Below are 21,505 nucleotides of genomic sequence, written 5' to 3'. Positions count from 1 at the left end.
CGCCGGTCTGGGTATCCTTGTCCCTCTTCTCCTTTTTGCCCTCAAGCCATGAAAACAAAAGCTGCCGTCGCCTGGAAATCCGGAGACCCCCTCACCATCGAAACCGTCGACCTTGAGGGTCCGAAATTCGGCGAGGTGCTGGTCGAGATCAAGGCCACCGGCATCTGCCACACCGACTACTACACGCTCTCCGGCGCCGACCCCGAAGGCATCTTCCCGGCCATTCTCGGCCATGAAGGCGCGGGCATCGTGGTCGACGTGGGCCCCGGCGTCACCACGCTGAAAAAGGGCGACCACGTCATTCCGCTCTACACGCCCGAATGCCGCCAGTGCAAGTTCTGCCTGTCGCGCAAGACCAACCTCTGCCAGCTGATCCGCGGCACGCAAGGCAAGGGCCTGATGCCCGATGCCACTTCGCGCTTCAGCCTGGACGGCAAGCCGATCTTCCACTACATGGGCACGTCGACCTTCAGCAACTACACGGTGGCGCCCGAAATCTCGCTGGCCAAGATCCGCGAAGACGCGCCGTTCGACAAGGTCTGCTACATCGGTTGCGGCGTGACGACCGGCATCGGCGCGGTGATCTTCACGGCCAAGGTGGAAGCCGGCGCCAATGTGGTGGTGTTCGGGCTCGGCGGCATCGGCCTCAACGTGATCCAGGGCGCCAAGATGGTGGGCGCCGACAAGATCATCGGCGTCGACCTGAACCCCGAGCGCGAAGCCATGGCGCGCAAGTTCGGCATGACGCATTTCATCAACCCGAAGGACACCGAGAACGTGGTCGATGCCATCGTGCAGCTGACCGACGGCGGCGCGGACTACAGCTTCGAGTGCATCGGCAACACCAAGGTGATGCGCCAGGCGCTCGAATGCACGCACAAGGGCTGGGGCCGCAGCATCATCATCGGCGTGGCCGAAGCGGGTGCCGAAATCAGCACGCGCCCGTTCCAGCTGGTCACCGGCCGCAAGTGGGAAGGCTCGGCCTTCGGCGGCGCGCGCGGCCGCACCGATGTGCCGAAGATCGTCGACTGGTACATGGAAGGCAAGATCAACATCGACGACCTGATCACCCACACCATGCCGCTCGAGGACATCAACAAGGGCTTCGACCTGATGAAGCGCGGCGAATCGATCCGCGGCGTGGTGCTTTACTAGCCTCTGGAGGAGAACGCCCGCCATGAACCGCATGGAGCCCTTGCGCAAGATCGAAGCGGGCGTTCTCGAAATCGCCTATTACGAAGCCGGGCCCGCCGACGGCCCGCCCGTGCTGCTGATGCACGGCTTTCCGTACGACATTCACACCTACGCCGAAGTGGCGCCGATGCTCGCCGACAAGGGCTGCCGCGTCATCGTGCCTTACCTGCGCGGCTACGGCGCCACGCGCTTCCTGAGCGATGCCACGCCGCGCTCCGGCGAGCAGGCCGCGCTCGGCGCCGACCTGCTCGCGCTGCTCGACGCACTCCGCATCCAGCGCGCGGTGCTTGCCGGCTACGACTGGGGCGGCCGCGCAGCGTGCGTGGTGGCGGCACTCTGGCCCGAGCGCTGCGCGGGGTTGGTCTCATTCAACAGCTACAACATCCAGGACATCGCCAAGGCGATGGAGCCCGACACGCCCGCGAACGAACACAGCCTCTGGTACCAGTACTACTTTCACAGCGAGCGCGGCCGGGCGGGGCTGGCGAAGGACCGCAAGGCGCTCACCCGCCTGCTGTGGCAACTCTGGTCGCCGACGTGGGAGTTCGACGACGCCACCTTCGAGCGCAGCGCGGCGGCCTTTGACCATCCGGATTTCGTCGACGTGGTGATTCATTCATACCGCCACCGCTTCGGGCTGGTGGCGGGCGACCCGGCCTACGCCGACATCGAGCGCCGCCTGGCCGCGCAGCCTGCGATATCGGTGCCCACCATCACCTTCGACGGCCTGGACGATGGTGTGCGTCCGCCCGCCGAAGCCTCTGCCCACGCGCACCGCTTCAGCGGACCACGCTCGCACAGGCTGGTGCCCGGCGTGGGCCACAACATGCCGCAAGAGGCGCCTCGCATCTTTGCAGACGCCGTGCTCGAACTGGTGCCCGCACTGCAGCCCAACAACAACTTCCGATGACCGACATCTTCAAGACCCTTTCCGAGCACCACGTCTTCGGCGGCGTGCAAAGTTTTCACGAGCATGCCTCGCACGAAATCGGCTTGCCGATGCGCTTCTCGGTCTACCTGCCGCCGCAAGCCGCCCACGAACGCGTGCCCGCCCTGCTCTACCTTGCAGGGCTCACTTGCAATGAAGAAACCTTTGCAGTGAAGGCTGGCGCGCAGCGCATGGCGGCCAGCCTGGGCCTGGCGCTGATCGCTCCCGACACCAGCCCGCGCGGAAGCACCGTGGAAGGCCTGCCGGGCGCCACCGCCAACTGGGACTTCGGCATTGGCGCGGGCTTCTACCTCGACGCGACCGAGGCCCCGTGGTCGGCCCACTGGCGCATGGAAAGCTGGATCGTGCATGAGCTGCTGCCCTTCGTGGCAAAGCACTTCGCGGTCGACGACCAGCGCCTTGGCATCTTCGGCCATTCGATGGGCGGCCACGGCGCGCTCACGCTGGCAATGCGTCACCCGGGGCGGTTCAAGTCGCTCTCGGCATTTGCGCCCATTTGTGCGCCCACGCAATGCCCGTGGGGCGAAAAGGCGTTCAGCGGCTACCTGGGAGAGCCCGGCGGCGACCGCGCGCAATGGCTTGCGCATGACGCCAGCGCGCTCATGAAATCGCAGACCGCCGCGCCGTATCCGCAAGGCATATTGATCGACCAGGGCCTGGCCGACAAATTCCTTGCCGAGCAGTTGTACCCGGAAACCTTCGAGGCCGCCTGCTTTGCCGCGGGACAGCCGCTCACGCTGCGCCGCCACGAGGGCTACGACCACGGCTACTACTTCATCCAGACCTTCATGGCGGATCACCTCGCCCACCACGCCCAAACCTTGCGTGGCTGATCGGCCACTCGTATCGACCGCGGCACACGGGCGCCGTATCATGAGTCGCATGTCTGCAGCACAGATTCCCGCGTTCCAATTGCGCTCTCGCGACGGCGCCCCTGAGGAGAGCCTGGTGCTGGCCGGCATCTGGCGCCGGGCCTGGATAGCGGCCAACCGCAGGGCGACCGTGATCGAGCCGATCACGCACTGGCTGCGGCGCGTGCAAACAGAATTCGTACCCCCGGCCGACGTGGTGCTGGCCGAGCGCGAAGGCCAGGTGCTCGCCTTCATGGTGCTGCTTGCCCGGCGCGAATACGTGGCGCAGCTGTTCGTCGAACCGCATCTGCGCAACCAGGGCCTCGGGCAGGCGCTGCTCGATGAAGCCAGCGTGCGCATGCCGCACGGCTGGAAGCTTCATGTCGCCATCAACAACACCGCGGCGCAGCGCTTCTATGAGCGCTACGGCCTCGTGCGCGGCGCGGTCGACCGGCACCCCACCAGCGGACGCGAACGGGTCGCCTACCATTGGTTTCCGCAGGGCACGACACGGCAGCCGCGACGTACCGGCTGAGTGCCCTCTTCCTCCGTCTTGTCTTTCCATGCGCATCGATCACATCGCTCTCTGGACCACCGATCTCGAACGCTGCAAGCGCTTCTACGTCGACTACTTCGGCGCCACGGCCGGCGCAGGCTATGTCAACCCGGCCAAGGGTTTTGCATCGTGCTTCCTGAGCCTGGGCGACGGCGCCCGCATCGAGGCCATGTCCACAAGTACCCTCTCGCCCCTACCCGCCGAACCCGGCGCGCAGCGCATGGGCTGGACGCACCTGGCCATCAGCGTGGGGTCCGACGCGGCGGTCGACGAGCTCACGCAGCGCCTGAAGGCTGACGGCTACCCGCTGCTCGATGGCCCGCGCCGCACCGGCGACGGCTACTACGAAAGCGTGGTGCTCGACCCGGACGGCAACCGCATCGAGATCACCGCATGAGCTGCGGAGCCGCCCCAAGCGCGAGTGCCACGGCGCCAGCGCCATGAGTGAGTTTGTAGAAAGCCTGCACGAGATCTTCGAGCGCCTCGGCCGCATCCAGACGCGCCGCATGTTCGGCGGGCACGGCGTGTGGCACGAAGGGCGGATGATCGCGCTAATTGCCAAGGACACGCTCTACCTGAAGTCCGATGCCGACAGCGCCGAGCATTTCGACAAACTGAATCTGCCGCCGTTCACCTACGAGCGCAACGGCAAGACCATGCCGATGTCGTACCGGCAAGCCCCTGCCGATCTCTTCGAGGACCGGCTCGAAGCCGCGCTCTGGGCCGCCGGGCCTACGAAGCGGCCTTGCGGTCGGGCCAGCCGCCAAAGCAGAAAAAAATCACCGCCGGCAAGTCGGCCGCCAAGAAAACACCAGCAAAGAAAGCCCCAGTGAAGAAAAAGAAAGCAGCCTCCTCGTGAGCGGCGACACCATCGCGTTGCCGCCCCTTCCCGAACGCGAGCAGATCGCTCTGCTGGAAGCCTTCGAAGGCCTCGGCCTCCAGGACATCGTCGTCGTCACAACGCTGGAAGACGCCGAGCACGCCGCCGCCGAGCTGCTGGCCGCCGGCGTTGCAGGCTTCGACACCGAATCGAAACCCACCTTCGCCAAGAACGAAGTGTCGGGCGGCCCGCACGTGGTGCAGTTTTCCACGCGCGAGAAGGCTTGGCTGTTCCAGCTGCACCGCACCGAATGCAACCCGGTCGTCGCGGCGCTGCTCGCCTCGACGGAGCTCAAGAAGGTCGGCTTTGGCCTTTCGAGCGACCTCACGCTCATACGCAACCGCCTCAATATCGAACCGAAGGCGGTGTTCGACATCGACACCGAGTTTCGCCGCCGCGGCTATCGCAAGTCGGTGGGCGTGAAGACGGCCGTTGCACTCGTGTTCAACCGGCGCTTCGTCAAGTCGCGCAAGGCGACCACGTCGAACTGGGCCAACAAGCAGCTGACCGAAGCGCAGATCCGCTATGCGGCCAACGATGCGTATGCCTCGATCCGCGTGTTCGATGCGCTCTTCGGCGGCTGAGCTGCCGCCCCTGCGGCCCGCTCGGCCATAGGCGCGCTCCAGCAGCAGCCCCGCGGCACCCCCGGCACAATGCCGATCACATCTATCGCACAGGAAAGAAGGGCCATGAGCAACAAAAGCGATTTCGGTTTGATCGGCCTGGCCGTGATGGGCCAGAACCTGGTGCTGAACGTGGAAAGCCGCGGCTTCCAGGTCAGCGTGTACAACCGCACCGAAGCCACCACCGAGGCCTTCGTGGCCGCAAATCCGGGCAAGAAGCTGGTCGGCGCGAAGACGCTGGAGGAGTTCGTTCAGAGCCTTGCCAAGCCGCGCAAGATCCAGATCATGGTGAAGGCGGGCGCGCCGGTCGACCAGGTCATCGAGCAGCTGATTCCGCTGCTCGACAAGGACGACATCGTCATCGACGGCGGCAACAGCCTCTACACCGATACCGAACGCCGCGATGCGTACCTCTCGGCCAAGGGCCTGCGCTTCATCGGTGCGGGCGTGTCGGGCGGCGAGGAAGGCGCGCGCAAGGGCCCCTCGATCATGCCGGGCGGGCCGCTTTCCACGTGGGAGGTGATGAAGCCGATCTTCGAGAGCATTGCAGCCAAGGTCGACGGCGAGCCTTGCGTGATTCACATCGGCCCGGGCGGCGCGGGCCACTACGTGAAGATGGTGCACAACGGCATCGAGTACGGCGACATGCAGCTGATCTGCGAGGCCTACAGCCTGTTCAAGGCCGCCGGCTTCACCACCGACGAGATGGCCGCGGTGTTCAACGAATGGAACGACGGCGAGCTGCAGAGCTACCTGATCCAGATCACCGCCAAGGCGCTCGAGCAGAAAGATCCGGAAACGGGCAAGCCGATCGTCGACGTGATTCTCGACAAGGCGGGCCAGAAGGGCACGGGCCAATGGACGCTCATCAACGCGGCCGAGAACGCGGTGGTCATCAGCACCATCAACGCGGCCGTTGAAGCGCGCGTGCTGTCTTCGCAAAAGAAGCAGCGCGTGGCCGCAAGCAAGCTGCTGCAGGGGCCGAAGGCCGCGCTCTCGCTCGAGAAGAAGGCGCTCGTTGCCAAGGTGCACGACGCGCTCTATGCCTCGAAGGTCATCAGCTACACCCAAGGCTTCGACCTCATCAAGACGATGGGCGAGAAGAAGGAGTGGAAGCTCGACCTCGGCCGCATCGCGGCAATCTGGCGCGGCGGCTGCATCATTCGCGCGCGCTTCCTGAATCGCATCACCGACGCCTACCGCACTGATCCTGGTTTGGGCAACCTGATGCTCGACCCTTTCTTCAAGGACCTGCTCAACCGCACGCAGCAGAACTGGCGCGACGTGGTGGCGCTGGCGGTGAGCAACGGCATTCCGGTGCCGGCGTTCAGCGCGTCGCTGGCCTATTACGACAGCTATCGCACCGAGCGCCTATCGGCAAACCTGCTGCAGGCACAGCGCGACTTCTTCGGCGCGCACACGTATGAGCGGGTCGACAAGCCCGCGGGCGAGTTCTTCCATACCAACTGGCCTGAAGTGATCTGACGGCCGGCGCAGACCACCGGGTGCTCGCGCTCTAGCGGCGCGCAGCTTCCGGGATTTCGCGTTTGACCTGCGCAACCAGCTCCGGCAGCGGCGCGGTGGCATCGACTGCCACCACGCCCGCCTCGCCCACCGGCGATTCGAGCGTCGCGAACTGGTTGGCCACCAGGCTGGCCGGGAACATGTGCTCGCCCGCGCCCGCACGCGCGGCCACGCGCCGCTCGGCCTCGTCGCGTTCGATGGCCATGAACACGAATCGCAGGTCCGGCACGGCCGCACGCAACTGCTCGCGGTAGGCGCGTTTGAGCGCAGAGCAAGTCAGCACCGCGCCCTGCGGCTTGTCGGCAAGCGCACGGCCCAGCGTGGCAAGCCAGCCGGCGCGGTCGGCATCGGTCAAGGGGATGCCATGGCGCATTTTTTCGACGTTCGACGCAGGGTGGTGGTCGTCCCCTTCGATCAGCGGCAGCGCAAAGGCGGTCGCAAGCGCCGCCCCCAGGCTCGATTTGCCGCAGCCTGAAACTCCCATCACCACTATCCATGTCCCGTTCATGCGTACCTTTGCAGCCAAGGCCGGACGGCCGATGCCGCCGGTGGGTTGAATCTACCGCTTATTTTGAAGCGGATTTGATGCGATGCCCGGCTGCAGGCCGCACGGGACCAGCCCTCAGAAAAGACGGCCCTGCCCCGCCGCACCCGGCGGCCGAAAGGCGCCCAGGTCGAGCGGAATGCGTTCGCGGTTGAAGCCGATGCGGTTTGCCGCCTTCTCGAAGCGCTGGCGGATCAGGTCGGCCCAGAGGCCGGTGCCCTTCATGCGCGTGGCAAAGTCGGCGTCGTAGTCCTTGCCGCCGCGCATTTCGTGGATGCGCGCCATGATGCGGTCCGCCCGCTGCGGGTAGTGCAGCGCCAGCCATTCCTTGAAGAGCGGCGCCACCTCCCACGGCAGCCGTATCACCGTGTAGAAGGCGCTGCGCGCACCGGCCTCCCAGGCTGCCTCGAGCACCTGCTCCATGTCTTCGTTGACGAACGGAATCTGCGGCGCCACGCTCACCCCCACCGGCACGCCCGCCTCGGCCAGGGTGCGAATGGTGCGCAGCCGCCGATGCGGCGCGGCGGCACGCGGCTCGAGCTTGCGGGCCAGCTCGCCGTCGAGCGTGGTGACGGTCACGTATACCGCGGCCAGGTGCTGGGCGGCCATGGGCGCGATCAGATCGAGGTCGCGCTCCACCGCGCTCGACTTGGTGACCAGCGCAAAGGGGTGCCGTGTTTCTTGCAGCAGTTCGATGATCGAACGGGTGAGCCGCAGTTCGCGCTCGATGGGCTGATAGCAATCGGTGGCGGTGCCGATGGCGACATGGCTCGGCTTGTAGCTTTTTCGGCCGAGTTCAGCACGCAGCACCTCGACGATGTTTCGCTTGGCAATGAGCTTGGTTTCGAAGTCGAGCCCCGGCGAGAGGTTGAGGTAACTGTGGGTGGGCCGTGCAAAGCAATAGATGCAGCCGTGCTCGCAGCCGCGATACGGGTTGAGCGAACGATCGAACGACACGTCGGGCGATTCGTTTTCGTTGAGCACCGACTTCACGTCTTCGAAGCGCACCTCGGTCGCCAGCGGAGGCAGGTCTTCCGCTTCGGCTGCGCCTTCTTCGAGCGTGCCCCAGCCGTCGTCGAACGCGTTGCGCTCATCGCGCGAAAAGCGGTGCGCCAGGTGCGTGGCCGCGCCGCGGCCCTTGATGGCGTGAATGGGGATGCGGGCAGCGGGCATGGCGGTTCCTTCCTTCAACTGAAGATACTGTTTATTAATACAGTATTCCAAACCAGCAGCACGCGCAAATTAATTTTCATTTCTCTATTGACAGAAATTTCTAAAATCATAGACTTCTAGGCATGGAACTCACCGACATCCAACGCAAGTTCGTCCTCCACTGGGGCGAAATGGGCTCCATGTGGGGTGTCAACCGCACGGTTTCGCAAATTCATGCGCTGCTGTTTGCGCACGGCAAGCCGATGCATGCCGAAGAGCTCTCCGACACCTTGGGCGTGGCCCGCTCCAACGTGAGCAACAGCCTGAAGGAACTCCAGGCCTGGAACCTGGTGCGGGTAACGCACATCCTCGGCGACCGCCGCGACTACTTCGAAACCAGCGTCGACGTGTGGGAGCTGTTTCGCACCGTGGTGCGCGAGCGCAAGGAACGCGAGTTCGATCCCACCATCCGCGTGCTGCGCGAGATCGTCTCGAGCCCCGACTTCCAGAAGGAGCCTGCCGATGCGCAAGACCGCATCCGCTCCACCATGGACCTGATGAGCAAGCTCGCCACGTGGGCCGACGAAATGCTGCGGCTCTCGCCCGGCACGCTCGACAAGGTGCTGACGCTGGGCGCCAGCGTGCAGAAGTTCGTTCGCGGCGATGCAGCTCCGGCGGCGCCCACGGCACCGAAGAAAAACGACGATGACCCGGATGCCCATCACGCCAGCCTGCCGATGATCTGAGCTTCTCTTTTTTTGCCCAATCATTTCTGTTTTGACAGAAATAACGAAACAAAACCATGCACCGTGCTGTCACCTACCCCCTCACCGTCTACTGCGACGCCACCTGCGCCCTCTGCACGGCCGAGATGGACGGCATGAAGGCGCGCGATGCCGCGGAGCGCCTGCAGCTGGTCGATTGCTCGCCGCCGGGCTTCAGCGAAGGTCCCGCGCCGCGCAAGGCGCTGATGACGGCGATTCACGCGGTAGACGCCGCCGGACAGGTGTTCGCGGGCGTCCCCGCCATTCGGGCCTGCCGCGATGCCGTCGGGCTGCCGAGCGGCAGCTTCCTGCTCGACCTGCCGCTCGTCGCGCCGCTGGCCGACCGCGCCTATGCGGTGCTTGCGCGCAACCGCTACCGGTTGCCGCGCTGGCTGGTCACCCTGCTGGCCGGGAAGGCCGCCCGCTCGTCGGCCACATGTGCCGGCGGCAACTGCCGAATCTGAAAAGAAAAAAGGAGCTTTTTGTGCCCAATGTTTTCCAGCCCGATTTCCGCGCGGCGCAGACGCCTGAAGCTCCGCTGTCCAACCCGGCCATCACACGCGCGGACACGCAGGACTACTTCACCGAGGTGGCCGACGACTACCGCGCATGGAGCCCCAGCTACAACATGCACTTCGGCTTCTGGCGGCTCGGGCTCAATCCGCTGCGGCGCGAAGGCATGCTCGTGGAGATGAACCGGGCTGTCGGCCGTGCACTGAAGCTCGACGAGCCCGATGCTCCCGATTCGAAGCAGGAAGCCGCACAACCCCGCCGCTGCGTGATCGACCTGGGCTGCGGCGCCGGTGCCACCGCGCGCACGCTGGTGAGCGAAGACCCGTCGCTGTATGCCGTCACCGTCACGAACGTGGCGGTGCAGAACAGCATCGCCGCCCGGCTCGACGCCCGGGCCGGCGTGGCCGATCGCATGGCGCACATCGAGGCCGACTACACGCGCACCGGCCTGCCGGCGGCGCAAGCCGACGGCGCATGGGCGGTGGAGAGCGCCTGTTACGCCAGCGGCACGGCCAAGGCCGATTTCGTGCGCGAGGCGGCCCGCCTGCTGAAGCCCGGCGCTCGGCTGACGGTGGTCGATGGCTTTCTGCTGCGGCGCCAGCCCGGCCGAATAGCCGGCTGGCTGCACCGCCTGTGGGCTGACAGCTGGGCCGTGCCCACGCTGGCCGTGCAGGAAGACTTTGTGGCCGCACTGCGCGACAACGGGTTCGAAGACATCGAGGTGCAGTCGCTGCGCTGGCGCGTCGCGCCCAGCGCGCTGCACATTCCGGCGCTGGCCACGCGCTTTGCGCTGGCCGAGCTCTGGAAGGCGCGCGGCAAGCTCAGCCCCTGGCGCCGCAAGCACATCGTCGCGAGCTACTGCGCCCTGGTGCTGGGCGTTTTCTGGCGCGACTTCGACTACTGCATGGTGACCGCCAGGCGCAGCGGCTGACAACAAGCGCCACCGAAACAACAAGCCAGCAAACACAACGAGGAGAAGAAACCTTCATGAGCACCGAACCCGAAGAAGCCACACCGCGCGAGTTGCCGCCCACCACGACCAGCGCCGCAGAAATGCAGGAGCCGCCAATACGCCGCATGCCCTTCGCATGGTTCTGGCCACTGCTGGTGGGCGCCGCGGCCGCCTTCGTGCTGCGCATCGCCTTCAGCGGATTGCCGGGCCAGCGCTTCTCGGCCATGCTGGGCTCCTTCATTTACCTTGCGCCCGCGGTGTGCGGTGCCGTCACGGTCTACATGGCCGAGCGAATCGAGCGGCGCGGCTGGGGCTACTACATCTGGGCGCCCTGGGTTGCCACCGCGCTGTTCGTGGTCGGCACGCTGCTGGTCTACATCGAGGGAATGATCTGCGCCATCGTGATCGTGCCGATGTTCGCCTTCATGGGCAGCCTTGGCGGGCTGGCCATGGGGCTGGTGTGCCGCGTTACCAACTGGCCCAAGCCCGCGCTCTATAGCTTTGCGGTGCTGCCGCTGCTGCTCGGCGCCATCGAGCCGCAGTTGCCCAACCCGGAGCTGATCTCGAAAACGTCGCGCACGGTCTTCATCGCCGCGCCCGCCGAACGCGTGTGGCATGAGCTCAACGATGTGCGCGACATTCGCCCCACCGAAGTGGGCGATGCGTGGGCGTACCGCATCGGCGTGCCCATGCCCGTGGCGGCTGTCACCGAGCAAACGCCCGAAGGCCGCGTGCGCAAAGTGCAATGGCAGAAGAACGTGCACTTCGACGAGGTCGTTACCGACTGGCAGCCGCTGAAGCGCGTGGAATGGCGCTATCGCTTCTCGCCCGACTCTTTTCCGGCTGGTGCGCTGGACGACCACGTACTCATCGGCGGCCACTATTTCGACCTGCGCGACTCGGCCTACACGCTCACGCCGCGCGACGGCGGTACGGAGCTTCGCATCGACGTTTCATGGCGCGTGAGCACGCGCTTCAACTGGTATGCCGACCGCGTGGCACACTTTCTCCTCGGCGATTTTTCCGAGCACATCCTGCGCTTCTACAAGGTGCGCAGCGAAGCAGTCGCGGCGGCCGCATGAACGACAGCCGGCCCGTCTTCCAGCAAGTGCTCGGCCCCGCCTGGGAGCGGCTGGGCGACGTGATCCGCCGCCACTACACCATGGCGCCGTTTTCGAATGCCCACGTGTGCGTGCGCGGCACCATGGACGAAGTGCACCACGCACCCTGGGCACGGTTGCTCATGCCCTTCGGCCGCCTGTTCGGGGCACTCGTTCCCTACACCGGCACCGGCGTGCCGATCGAAGTGCACTACCGCTGCCGGCCGGACGACGCCCTCTTGTATTGGGACCGTGTCTTCCGCTTCGAAGGCCGCGCGCCGTTCCACTTTCGTTCGCACATGGCCCATGTGGCAGAGCGCAGCAGCGAGGTCATCGAATACGTGCGCTTCGGCATCGGCATGCGCCTGGCCGTGAGCGCGGAAGAAGGCGCGCTGGTGTTTCGCGACAAAGGCTACATCTGGCGCCTTGGCAAGTTGCGCTTGCCGCTGCCGCTGGGCCTGCTGCTGGGCACGGCCTACGTCGAGGAGCGGCCCGATCCGGCCGATGCCGACGGCTTCACCATGAAGATGGTGCTGCGCCACCGCTGGTTCGGCGACGTATTCCGCTACAGCGGGCGCTTCAGGTTAGGGCCACAATGAGCCGCTATGCCGCGCCGCCCTGAAAACCTCTATCCGCAATACCACGCCCACGTCTACTTCGGCCCCGACACGGTCGCACAGGCAAGGCAGCTGTGCGAGCGCGCGGGCCGCGAGCTGATGGTGGTGGTCGGCCGGGTGCATGAGCGCCTGGTCGGGCCGCATCCGCACTGGAGCTGCCAACTCGCATTCGACGCGGCCGAGTTCGACCAGGTGATCGAATGGTTGGAAGCCAACCGCAACGGCCTCGACATTTTTGTGCACGGCGTCACGGGCGACGACCTGGCCGACCACACGGCGCATGCCATGTGGCTCGGCGAAGAAAGCGCGCTCGACTTGCGGATGTTCCGGCACTAGTGGCCGGCCGCTCTCAGAACTCCGCGTCCAGTTCGTCGATCTCTTCGGGTTCCTGCTTCGCGGCCGTCACCCACTCCTGCATGGCGGGCAAGTCCATCACGCGTTTGCAATAAGAAGCGCAGACGGTGTCGAGCGGCACGTCGTAGCTCAGAAAGCGCGTGACCACCGGGGCGTACATGGCGTCGGCCATGCCGGGCTGCTTGCCGAAGAGGAAGGGGCCGCCGTAGGTCTTCAGGCATTCGCGCCAAATGGCGACGATGCGGTCGATGTCGGCCTGCGCGCGCGACCAGATCTTGAAACCCGGAAACCGGGCCTTGATGTTCATCGGCAAGGCGCCGCGCATCGAGGCAAAGCCCGAATGCATTTCGCCGCAGATCGCGCGGCAATGCGCGCGGGCCTGGATGTCGGCGGGCAGCAGCCCGGCCTTGGGTTTGATCTCGCTCAGGTACTCGCCAATGGCCAGCGTGTCCCACACCTTCACGCTGCCGTGCTGCAGCGAGGGCACCAGCATCGACGACGAGAGCAGCAGCATCTCGGCCTTCATGGCCGGATCGTCAGGCGGGATGATCTTTTCGCTGAAGTCCAGCCCGGCCAGCCTGCACATCAGCCAGCCCCGCAGCGCCCAGGCGCCGTAGTTCTTGCTGCTGATGGTGAGAACGGGTTTGGCCATCGTGGGTCTCCTTGGCGGGTCTGCCTAGCTGCCGGGTTGGCTCCCATGGCCGTGCAAGGCCTGTGCCACCGCTTGGCCCGCAACTTGCCTGTATTACTTATATGTTGTACCGGGCCTACCAGAACCAAGCCGACCTGCTCTCGCCCTCCCGGCTCGCAGCCCAGTACCTCGGCCAGGCACTCTGGAAGGACGGCACCGAGCGCACCATGGTGCGGCGCATGGCCGCCCAGTTCGAGGTGTTTTCGCGCATGCGGCTCACCCATTCGCGGCCCGACTACGCCATTCACAGCGTTGTGGTGGACGGCGTGGAAACCGCCGTGCACGAAGAGAAAACACTGGTTTCGCCCTTCGGCACGCTGCTGCACTTCCGCAAGGACACAAAGGCCGTGCACCCGCCCGTGCTGCTGGTTGCACCACTGTCGGGCCACTTTGCCACGCTGCTGCGCGAAACCGTGCGCACCCTGCTGCGCGACCACGACGTGTACCTGACCGACTGGCACAACGCGCGCGACGTGCCGCTATGGCACGGCGGCTTCAGCCTGGACGACTACACGCTGCAGCTCATCCAGTTTCTGGAAGCGGTCGGCCCGGGCGTGCACATGGTGGCCGTGTGCCAGCCCTGCGTGGCCGCACTGGCCGCCACAGCGCTCATGGCCGAAGACGACAACCCCGCCACGCCGCGCAGCCTCACGCTCATGGCGGGGCCGGTCGATTGCCGCATCAACCCGACTGGGGTGAACAAGCTCGCCACCAGCAAGCCCATCGAGTGGTTCCGCCGCAACCTCATCAGCCACGTGCCGTGGCCGCATGCCGGCGTGATGCGGCGCGTGTACCCTGGCTTTCTGCAGCTTTCGGCCTTCATGAGCATGAACCCGGAGCGGCACAAGAAGCAGTTCGAAGACATGGCCAAGCACCTGGTCGAGGGCGAGATCGAGAAGGCGCACACCATTGCCGCCTTCTACGAGGAATACCTGGCGGTAAACGACCTGCCGGCCGAGTTCTACCTGGAGACGGTGGAACGCGTGTTCCAGACCTACGACCTGCCGCGCGGCGTGCTCACCGTGGGCGACCGCACGGTGAACCCGGCCGCCATCCGCCGCACCGCGCTGCTCACGGTCGAAGGCGAGCGCGACGACATCTGCGCGGTCGGTCAGACGGTGGCGGCGCAAGACCTGTGCACCGGCATCCGGCCCTACCTGAAGGTGCACCACCTACAGGCCGGCGTGGGCCACTACGGCGTTTTCAGCGGCAGCAAGTGGAATGCGCAGATTTATCCGCGCGTGCGCGAAACCATTCACGCCGCGGCTGAGCTGCACTAGATCAATCAGCGTTCAGCGCCGACTCCGCGCGCCCTTCGCCGCCACGCGCCGCACCGCGGCTTCGCCGGCCTGCGGAAGCCGATCGCGCAAAAACGCAATCAGCTCTTGCGCCGCCACGTTGCGCATCGGCCCCGGCAGGTAGGCCAGCACCACGCGCCGCTCGATGCGCGGCTTCGACAGCGGAATCACCACCAGCTCCGGGTCGCGCAGCGACGAGGTATAGAGCCGCGGCATCAGCCCCAGCGCCTGGCCGCTTCGCACCAGCGCATACAGCGTTTCGGAATAGCTGACGCGGTAGGGCTCGGGCCCCTGCTCGAATTGCGCGCGGGCAGGGTTGCCGAGCGCCGGCATGCTGCCGCTCTCGAACAGCACCACCCGTTCCTTGCCGATGGCCTCCCAGCTCGCGTCATCGGCCGCGGCCAATGCGTGGTCGCGCCGCACCACCAGCACCAGCGGGTCGCGGAACAGGTCGACGCAGGTCAGGCCGCCTGGTGGCTCCGTGATGGCGGCAACCGCCATGTCGAGCTGGCCGCTGCGGAGTTCGGCCAGCAAGACCGTCGACGGTGCGTCTCGCCAGGCAATTTCGACCTCGCGCCGTCCGGTTTCGAGAAATTCACTCGCCGCGGCCGTGACGCGCCCGCTCGCCGAAGGAATTACCCCCACGCGCACGAAAGCCCGCCCGCGCTGCACCGTGCTCTCGATATCGCGCAGCGCCACGTCGAACGCATTGACCAAAAAGTCGGTGCGCGCCAGCACCTCGGCGCCCACCGACGTGAGCTCCAGCCGGTGGGTGGAACGGGTCAGCAACTCCGCGCCCAGCAGCTTTTCCATCTGCTTGATGGCATTGCTCAGCGCCGGCTGGGTAATAGCCAACCGGCGCGCGGCGCGGCCGAAGTGCCCTTCTTCCACCAGCACCGAGAAGAACTGAAGCTGGCGCAGCGTGAGCGCCCGAAGCGGCGAAGAGGCCATGGAGTTGGGTCGGCGATTGATTCAGTGAATCAAATTATAGAAATTCAAAATTTTGCTTATGGGGCGCCGCTCCCTAGACTGCCCGGCATGAACCGCCCCGATCTGCCGCCCCCCACGCTGGAATCCATGCTGCATGCGATGCCCAAGGTGGAGCTGCATTGCCACCTGTTCGGCACGGTGCGCCACGAAACCTTCAAGCAACTCAACCATCGCGCCGGTTCGCCCCTGGCGGCCGACGAAATCGAAGGCTTCTACACGCGCGGCGAAAAGCCCGTCGGCGTGCTGCGCGTGCTGCGCGCACTCGACGCGCAGCTGGTACGCAGCCCCGGCGACTTGTACCAGCTGACACTCGAATACCTGGAGGACGCCGCGGCCCACAACGTGCGCTACGCCGAGTTCTTCTGGAACCCGACAGGCACCGTGCACGGCTCCGGCATTCCGTATCCGATGGCGCAGTGCGCGATCGTGCGCGCCATCCAGGACGCGCAGCAGGAGTTCGGTATTACCGGCCGCCTCATCGCAGCGATCGACCGGGAGGCCAGCCCGGAGGCTGCCGTCGAAATGGTCGGGTGGGTCAAGGCGCACCGCTGCGATGAGGTGATCGGCATCGGCATCGACTACAGAGAGGTCGACAGGCCGCCAGAGCTTTTTGCCCAGGCGTACGCCGAAGCCCGGCGCGCTGGGCTCAAGGCCACCGCGCACGCGGGCGAGTTCGGCATGCCCTGGACGAATGTGCGCACCGCGCTCGACATGCTGCAGGTCGACCGCATCGACCACGGCTACACGGTGGTCGATCAGCCCGACTTCGCGCGCCAGTGCGCCGAGCGCGGCGTGATCTTTACCGTGGTGCCCACCAACTCCTATTACTTGCGCACCCTGCCGCCGGAGCGCTGGGCACTTGACCACCCCATTCGGCGCATGCCCGGCCTGGGCTTGCGCATCCATCCCAACACCGACGACCCGACGCTGCATAAGGTCACGCCCACGCAGGCCTGGCTGATGATGGTGCGCGACTTCGGCTTTGGCCTGGACGACCTGCGCGGCTTCATGCACAACGGGCTCGACGGCGCATGGATCGACGACACCCAGCGCCGCGCATGGCGCACGCAATGGAGCCAGGAGTTCGACGCGCTGCGCGCCCGCCTTGCACAAGAACCGCAATCCGCCCACCCGCAATGAGCCAAGCCATGACCAACCCTCCCAGCCTGCCCCGCCGCACTCTTCTTGCCGCCACTCTCTGCGCGATGCTGCCCGCCGCCGCACTCGCACAGGCCGCCTGGCCCGCCGCCAAGCCGATCACGCTGATCGTTCCCTACACGGCCGGCGGCAGCGTGGACGTCAACGCCCGCCTCGTTGCCACGCGGCTGGCCGAGCGGCTGAAGCAGTCGGTCGTCATCGAAAACGTGAGCGGCGCAGGCGGCGCCATCGGCGTGGCCAAGGCTGTGAATGCGGCGCCCGACGGCTATACGCTGGTGGTCGGGCCCGATAGCGCCATTGCCATTGGGCGGCTGGTCAACCCTTCGGCGTTCAAGTTCGATCCGCTCAAGGATCTGGCCCCGGTCGGCATGCTCAACACCGCGCCGATGGTGCTGGTGGCTCGCCCCGGCCTCGAGGCCCAGACCTATGCCGACTTCGTGAAGCTCGCCAAAGCCAAGCCCGGTGCCTACAACTACGCCACTTCGGGCGTCGGCACGGTGCTGCAGCTGGCCATGGAGCTTTTGAAGCAGCGCAGCGGCATCTTCGTGACCCACGTGCCCTACCGCGGCGGCGCGCAGATTGCCACCGACGTGATCGGCAACCAGGTCGACCTGGCGATGCTGGTCAGCACCAGCGCCATCCCGCATGTGAACGGCAACCGCCTGAAGGCGCTGGGCATTACCGGCAGCCAGCGCCTGGCGGCACTGCCCAACGTGCCCACCTTCAACGAGATGCCCGGTCTCAAGGGCTACGACATGGTGAGCTGGACCGGCATCTTCGCGCCCGCCAAGACCCCGCCCGCCGTGGTGGTGCGCCTCAACCAGGAGTTGAACGCGGTGCTGGCCGAGGAGCAGGTGCGTGCCAAGTTCAACGAGCAAGGCGCCCTGCCCGGCAGCGGCACGCCGGAGCAGTTCGGGCAGTTTGTGCAGGCCGAGTACGCCCGCAATCAGAAGATCGTGCAGACGGCCAATATCAAGGAATAAGCTCGCCGGCCAGAGCCGGAGTGCGGCTGGTTACTGCTCTTCGGGCCAGTCGCGGATGTAGGCCTTCAACATCTTGTTTTCGAAATTCTGGCTGTCCACCACGGCCTTGGCCACGTCGTAGAAGCTGATCACGCCCATCAGCATGCGCTTGTCCATCACGGGCATGTAGCGCGCGTGGCGCTCCAGCATGATGCGACGGATTTCGTCGAGTTCGGTTTCGAGCGTGCACGTGACGGGCGCGTCGTCCATGGCCTTGCGCACGAGCGTGCCGCCCACCTGGCCGCCGTTGTCGACCAGGGCCACGATCACTTCCCTGAAGGTGAGCATGCCGACCAGGTCGCCGTGTTCCATGACCACCAGGGAGCCGATGTCCTTTTCCGCCATGGTCTTGACCGCTTCGGCCAGCAGGTCGTCAGGCGTGATGGTGAAGAGCGTGTTGCCCTTGACGCGAAGGATGTCGCTGACTTTCATCGTGTGCTCCTCTCGGAAATCGTTCTCGGCGGCGGTGCCGAATTGAATATAGCCCACAATCGGCGCCGACTCCCACGCCCATGATGCGCGCGCATGATTAGCAGACGTAACGGGGCATTGCGAACGAACCCAGAAAGGTGCTCATGCCCGGCTATTCCGACCCCGGATTCGATACTTTGGCGCTGCACGCCGGCGCCGCACCCGACCCCGCCACCGGCGCGCGGGCGGTGCCGATCCATCTCACCACTTCTTTCGTCTTCGAATCGAGCGACCATGCGGCCGCGCTCTTCAACCTGGAGCGCGCGGGCCATGTCTACTCGCGCATCAGCAACCCCACCAATGCGGTGCTCGAGCAGCGCGTTTCGGCGCTCGAAGGCGGCATCGGCGCCATTGCCACCGCCAGCGGCCAAGCGGCGCTGCACCTCTCGATCGCCACGCTCATGGGCACGGGCTCCCACATCGTGGCCAGCACCGCGCTCTACGGCGGCTCGCAGAACCTGCTGCACTACACGATTCGGCGCTTCGGCATCGAAACCACCTTCGTGAAGCCCGGGGACCTGGACGGCTGGCGCGCCGCGGTGCGCCCCGAAACCAAGCTCTTCTTCGGCGAAACCGTAGGCAACCCCGGGCTCGACGTGCTCGACATTCCGGCGGTGAGCGACATTGCCCACGAAGCCGGTGTGCCGCTGCTGGTCGATTCGACGCTCACCTCGCCCTACCTGATCAAGCCCTTCGACTGGGGCGCCGACCTCGTCTACCACTCGGCGACCAAGTTTCTCTCGGGCCACGGCACCGTGATTGGCGGCGTGGTGGTCGACGGCGGCAGTTTCGACTGGGAAAAATCCGGCAAATTCGCGGAGCTGACCCAGGCCTACGACGGCTTTCACAACATGGTCTTCAGCGAGGAGAGCACGGTCGGTGCATTCCTGCTGCGCGCGCGGCGCGAAGGCCTGCGCGATTTCGGCGCCTCGATGAGCCCGCACACCGCCTGGCTGATCTTGCAGGGCATCGAAACCCTGCCGCTGCGCATGGAGCGCCACATCGACAACACGCAAAAGGTGGTCGAATTTCTCGCCAGCCACCCCTTCGTGTCGCGCGTGGGCCATCCGCTGATCGAATCGCACCCGAGCCACGCGCTGGCGCAAAAGCTGTTGCGCCACGGCGCACGCGGTGCGGGCGCGGTGTTCAGCTTCGACATAAAGGGCAGCCGCGCGCAGGGCAAGGCATTCATCGAAGCGCTCAAACTCTTCAGCCACCTTGCGAATGTGGGCGATTGCCGCAGCCTGGTGATCCACCCGGCCAGCACCACGCACTTCCGCATGACCGACGAGGCGCTGGCGGGTGCGGGCATTTCGCAAGGGACGATCCGGCTTTCGATCGGTCTTGAAGATCCGGCGGACCTGATCGACGACCTGAAGCGGGCGCTTAAGGCTGCGGAAAAGGCGGGGGGTTGAGGATGCTTTGTGTTCGTGTTCGGTGCTCTTGGGTTCATTCGGGGCGCGCACCCGCCGACGGGGTACCTTGCTCCGCGAATGTCCCCCGGCCTGCGGCCTCCTCCTTTATTTCGCTGCGCAAGGCACCCCATCGACGTGAGCGTTGCACAGAGCGGTGGTTGATCGAGCGGAACAATCGCAGCGCCCGGTGTGCACAGGGCATCGGGTGCTCCCCGCAGCGAAATAAAGGAGGAGCCGAAGGCGGGGGACATTCGCGGAGGGGAGTACCCGGTGGCCTGTGCACGCGCCCTGAACAGCGGCGCCCTGAACAACAGCGCCCAGAACAACAACCCCCAGAACAGCAGCACTCGAAAAGAAAGCACAGCCCCCTGCGACAATCAGGACATGCCTTTCGCCCCATTGCAAAACGACACTTTCCTGCGGGCCTGCTGGCGCCAGGCCACGGACCACACCCCCGTCTGGCTCATGCGCCAGGCCGGTCGCTACCTGCCCGAGTACGTGGCCACCCGTGCCAAAGCCGGCAGCTTCATGGGGCTCGCGACCAACACAGACTACGCGACCGAAGTCACCCTGCAGCCGCTCGAGCGCTATCCGCTCGATGCCGCCATTCTTTTCTCCGACATCCTCACCGTGCCCGACGCCATGGGCCTTGGCCTTTCGTTCGAGGCCGGCGAAGGCCCGCGCTTTGCACGGCCTGTGCGCGACGAGGCCGCCGTTGCCGCGCTTGAAGTGCCCGACATGGCCAAGCTGCGCTACGTGTTCGACGCCGTGGCGTCGATCCGCAAAGCGCTCGACGGCCGCGTACCCCTCATCGGCTTTTCGGGCAGCCCCTGGACGCTCGCCTGCTACATGGTGGAAGGCGCCGGCTCGAGCGACTACCGGCTCGTGAAGAGCATGCTCTACAGCCGCCCCGACCTCATGCACCGCCTGCTCGCGGTCAACGCCGACTCCGTGGCCACCTACCTCAATGCGCAGATCGACGCCGGCGCGCAGGCCGTGATGGTGTTCGACAGCTGGGGCGGCGTGCTCGCCGACGGCGCATTTCAGGAATTCAGCCTTGCCTACACCGCACGCGTGCTGGCCGGCCTGAAGCGCAACGGTGCCGACGGCCAGCCCGTGCCGCGCATCGTGTTCACCAAGGGCGGCGGCCTGTGGCTCGAAGCCATGCGCGAACTCGACTGCGAAGTGCTCGGCGTCGACTGGACCGTGAACCTCGCGTCCGCGCGCCGCCTGGTCGGCGAAGGCAATGACGACAAGGCCAAGGCCCTGCAGGGCAACATCGACCCCAACGTGCTGTTCGCGCCCCCGGCGCAGATCGAGGCCGAGGTGGCCAAGGTGCTGCAGGCTTTCGGCAAGCCGCACGCCGGCTCGGCCAAGGGGCCGACCCACATCTTCAACCTGGGCCACGGCATCAGCCAATTTACGCCGCCCGACCACGTGGCGGCGCTGGTGCAGGCGGTGCACGCACAATCCCGCGCGCTGCGCGGTTGAAACTGTTACCCGGCGGGCCTGCGCGCGTCGGCGAACTGGTTTTCCCTGAAAAGCAGTTCGCAGCCGTTTGTCAAGCGTAAAAACGGTGTAGGAGGCCCGACTTATGCACAAAACACGTGCTGCACTGCGCAAGATTATCTGAGGCGGGCCCCTCTTTGCTCCTAAACAAGTAGCGTGCGTAAGTGGTTGATTTATATAGGATTTGAACTTTGCTTTTTTTGAGGGCAATCCAGTCAGACGCTTGATTTTCAAGGCTCCGCGGCGTGTCGAGCCCTGTTGTCAACAAAGTTATCCACAGAATCTCTGGATGAGCTTCAAAGCACAGGAAAATCAACGACTTAAGTGATTTTGCTCAAAGTCGCATTAACAAACCTTGCCAACAGAGACGCCCATTTC

General features: G+C 65.6%; 24 protein-coding genes. 19 read left to right on the top strand and 5 right to left on the bottom strand.

Going from position 1 to position 21,505, the window contains the following annotated elements:
• The first annotated feature begins 48 nt into the window (after positions 1-48).
• The 8 genes from V9K97_RS17030 (at position 49) to gnd (ending at position 6,538) form a co-directional block, all read left to right on the top strand.
• Positions 49-1,155 carry an S-(hydroxymethyl)glutathione dehydrogenase/class III alcohol dehydrogenase gene (locus V9K97_RS17030; protein ID WP_055799863.1) on the top strand — a complete coding sequence of 369 codons (1,107 nt, stop codon included), beginning with the start codon at positions 49-51 and terminating at the stop codon, positions 1,153-1,155.
• 22 nt (positions 1,156-1,177) lie between these two features.
• Positions 1,178-2,104, top strand: coding sequence for an alpha/beta fold hydrolase (locus V9K97_RS17025; RefSeq protein WP_337319482.1), 927 nt, complete (start codon positions 1,178-1,180; stop codon positions 2,102-2,104).
• Positions 2,101-2,976 (top strand): S-formylglutathione hydrolase, encoded by an 876-nt coding sequence (fghA, locus tag V9K97_RS17020; protein ID WP_337295301.1) that lies wholly within the window; start codon positions 2,101-2,103, stop codon positions 2,974-2,976. The genes V9K97_RS17025 and fghA overlap by 4 nt, the downstream gene beginning before the upstream one ends.
• Before the next feature lie 49 nt (positions 2,977-3,025).
• On the top strand, positions 3,026-3,529 hold the full coding sequence (locus V9K97_RS17015) for a GNAT family N-acetyltransferase (RefSeq protein ID WP_258505149.1): 504 nt from the start codon (positions 3,026-3,028) through the stop codon (positions 3,527-3,529).
• Positions 3,530-3,557: 28 nt separating this feature from the next.
• Positions 3,558-3,947, top strand: coding sequence for a VOC family protein (locus V9K97_RS17010; protein WP_337295302.1), 390 nt, complete (start codon positions 3,558-3,560; stop codon positions 3,945-3,947).
• Between the two features lie 43 nt (positions 3,948-3,990).
• Positions 3,991-4,383, top strand: a complete 393-nt coding sequence (locus V9K97_RS17005) for a TfoX/Sxy family protein (protein ID WP_337319480.1) — start codon at positions 3,991-3,993, stop codon at positions 4,381-4,383.
• A gap of 22 nt (positions 4,384-4,405) precedes the next feature.
• Positions 4,406-5,014, top strand: coding sequence for a 3'-5' exonuclease (locus V9K97_RS17000; protein ID WP_337319477.1), 609 nt, complete (start codon positions 4,406-4,408; stop codon positions 5,012-5,014).
• A 105-nt stretch (positions 5,015-5,119) separates the two neighbouring features.
• Positions 5,120-6,538, top strand: coding sequence for a decarboxylating NADP(+)-dependent phosphogluconate dehydrogenase (gene gnd, locus V9K97_RS16995; RefSeq protein ID WP_258505141.1), 1,419 nt, complete (start codon positions 5,120-5,122; stop codon positions 6,536-6,538).
• A 31-nt stretch (positions 6,539-6,569) separates the two neighbouring features.
• Here the strand turns inward: gnd and V9K97_RS16990 are convergent, their stop codons facing one another.
• Together V9K97_RS16990 and V9K97_RS16985 are read right to left on the bottom strand one after the other, a co-directional pair.
• Positions 6,570-7,061: a gluconokinase gene (locus V9K97_RS16990; RefSeq protein ID WP_337319475.1), complete on the bottom strand. Its 492-nt coding sequence runs from the start codon at positions 7,059-7,061 to the stop codon at positions 6,570-6,572.
• 138 nt (positions 7,062-7,199) lie between these two features.
• On the bottom strand, positions 7,200-8,294 hold the full coding sequence (locus V9K97_RS16985) for a PA0069 family radical SAM protein (protein ID WP_337319474.1): 1,095 nt from the start codon (positions 8,292-8,294) through the stop codon (positions 7,200-7,202).
• A 122-nt stretch (positions 8,295-8,416) separates the two neighbouring features.
• Here V9K97_RS16985 and V9K97_RS16980 point away from each other — a divergent pair, with 122 nt between their 5' ends.
• From V9K97_RS16980 to V9K97_RS16955, 6 genes are read left to right on the top strand one after another with little or no spacing between them, the layout of a single operon-like run.
• Entirely contained in the window at positions 8,417-9,019 is a 603-nt protein-coding gene (locus V9K97_RS16980; protein ID WP_258505135.1) for a GbsR/MarR family transcriptional regulator, read from the top strand.
• A 56-nt stretch (positions 9,020-9,075) separates the two neighbouring features.
• Positions 9,076-9,501: a thiol-disulfide oxidoreductase DCC family protein gene (locus V9K97_RS16975; protein ID WP_337319472.1), complete on the top strand. Its 426-nt coding sequence runs from the start codon at positions 9,076-9,078 to the stop codon at positions 9,499-9,501.
• Positions 9,502-9,521: 20 nt separating this feature from the next.
• Positions 9,522-10,481, top strand: coding sequence for an SAM-dependent methyltransferase (locus V9K97_RS16970; RefSeq protein WP_337319470.1), 960 nt, complete (start codon positions 9,522-9,524; stop codon positions 10,479-10,481).
• A gap of 56 nt (positions 10,482-10,537) precedes the next feature.
• Complete coding sequence (locus V9K97_RS16965) at positions 10,538-11,584, top strand: SRPBCC domain-containing protein (RefSeq protein ID WP_337319468.1); 1,047 nt, start codon at positions 10,538-10,540, stop codon at positions 11,582-11,584.
• Positions 11,581-12,201, top strand: a complete 621-nt coding sequence (locus V9K97_RS16960) for a DUF4166 domain-containing protein (protein WP_337319466.1) — start codon at positions 11,581-11,583, stop codon at positions 12,199-12,201. Before V9K97_RS16965 ends, V9K97_RS16960 begins: the two co-directional genes overlap by 4 nt.
• A 6-nt stretch (positions 12,202-12,207) precedes the next feature.
• Positions 12,208-12,555, top strand: coding sequence for a DOPA 4,5-dioxygenase family protein (locus V9K97_RS16955; protein ID WP_126747444.1), 348 nt, complete (start codon positions 12,208-12,210; stop codon positions 12,553-12,555).
• 13 nt (positions 12,556-12,568) lie between these two features.
• On the opposite strand, the gene V9K97_RS16950 is transcribed toward V9K97_RS16955, so the two are convergent.
• The gene (locus V9K97_RS16950) at positions 12,569-13,225 is read right to left on the bottom strand and encodes a glutathione S-transferase (RefSeq protein ID WP_337319464.1); all 657 of its coding nucleotides are present in this window, start codon (positions 13,223-13,225) and stop codon (positions 12,569-12,571) included.
• A gap of 101 nt (positions 13,226-13,326) precedes the next feature.
• On the opposite strand from V9K97_RS16950, the gene V9K97_RS16945 reads away from it, so the two are divergent.
• Positions 13,327-14,544, top strand: coding sequence for a polyhydroxyalkanoate depolymerase (locus tag V9K97_RS16945; protein WP_337319463.1), 1,218 nt, complete (start codon positions 13,327-13,329; stop codon positions 14,542-14,544).
• Between the two features lie 12 nt (positions 14,545-14,556).
• Here V9K97_RS16945 and V9K97_RS16940 read toward each other — a convergent pair whose 3' ends face one another.
• The gene (locus V9K97_RS16940) at positions 14,557-15,513 is read right to left on the bottom strand and encodes a LysR family transcriptional regulator (RefSeq protein ID WP_337319462.1); all 957 of its coding nucleotides are present in this window, start codon (positions 15,511-15,513) and stop codon (positions 14,557-14,559) included.
• Positions 15,514-15,600: 87 nt separating this feature from the next.
• Here V9K97_RS16940 and V9K97_RS16935 point away from each other — a divergent pair, with 87 nt between their 5' ends.
• Positions 15,601-16,692, top strand: coding sequence for an adenosine deaminase family protein (locus tag V9K97_RS16935; RefSeq protein WP_337319461.1), 1,092 nt, complete (start codon positions 15,601-15,603; stop codon positions 16,690-16,692).
• 8 nt (positions 16,693-16,700) lie between these two features.
• Positions 16,701-17,693, top strand: coding sequence for a Bug family tripartite tricarboxylate transporter substrate binding protein (locus V9K97_RS16930; protein WP_337319459.1), 993 nt, complete (start codon positions 16,701-16,703; stop codon positions 17,691-17,693).
• A 30-nt stretch (positions 17,694-17,723) separates the two neighbouring features.
• Here V9K97_RS16930 and V9K97_RS16925 read toward each other — a convergent pair whose 3' ends face one another.
• Complete coding sequence (locus V9K97_RS16925) at positions 17,724-18,164, bottom strand: CBS domain-containing protein (RefSeq protein ID WP_126747450.1); 441 nt, start codon at positions 18,162-18,164, stop codon at positions 17,724-17,726.
• Positions 18,165-18,307: 143 nt separating this feature from the next.
• On the opposite strand from V9K97_RS16925, the gene V9K97_RS16920 reads away from it, so the two are divergent.
• Entirely contained in the window at positions 18,308-19,618 is a 1,311-nt protein-coding gene (locus V9K97_RS16920) for an O-acetylhomoserine aminocarboxypropyltransferase (protein ID WP_337319458.1), read from the top strand.
• Positions 19,619-20,002: 384 nt separating this feature from the next.
• Positions 20,003-21,109, top strand: coding sequence for a uroporphyrinogen decarboxylase (gene hemE / locus V9K97_RS16915; protein WP_337319456.1), 1,107 nt, complete (start codon positions 20,003-20,005; stop codon positions 21,107-21,109).
• Positions 21,110-21,505: the final 396 nt, after the last annotated feature.

Origin of the sequence: Variovorax sp. CCNWLW186 (genome assembly GCF_037203865.1) — a bacterium.
Classification (GTDB): domain Bacteria; phylum Pseudomonadota; class Gammaproteobacteria; order Burkholderiales; family Burkholderiaceae_C; genus Variovorax.
Note: the sequence above shows the minus strand (reverse complement) of the source record. Positions and strands in the feature narration are given on the sequence as shown.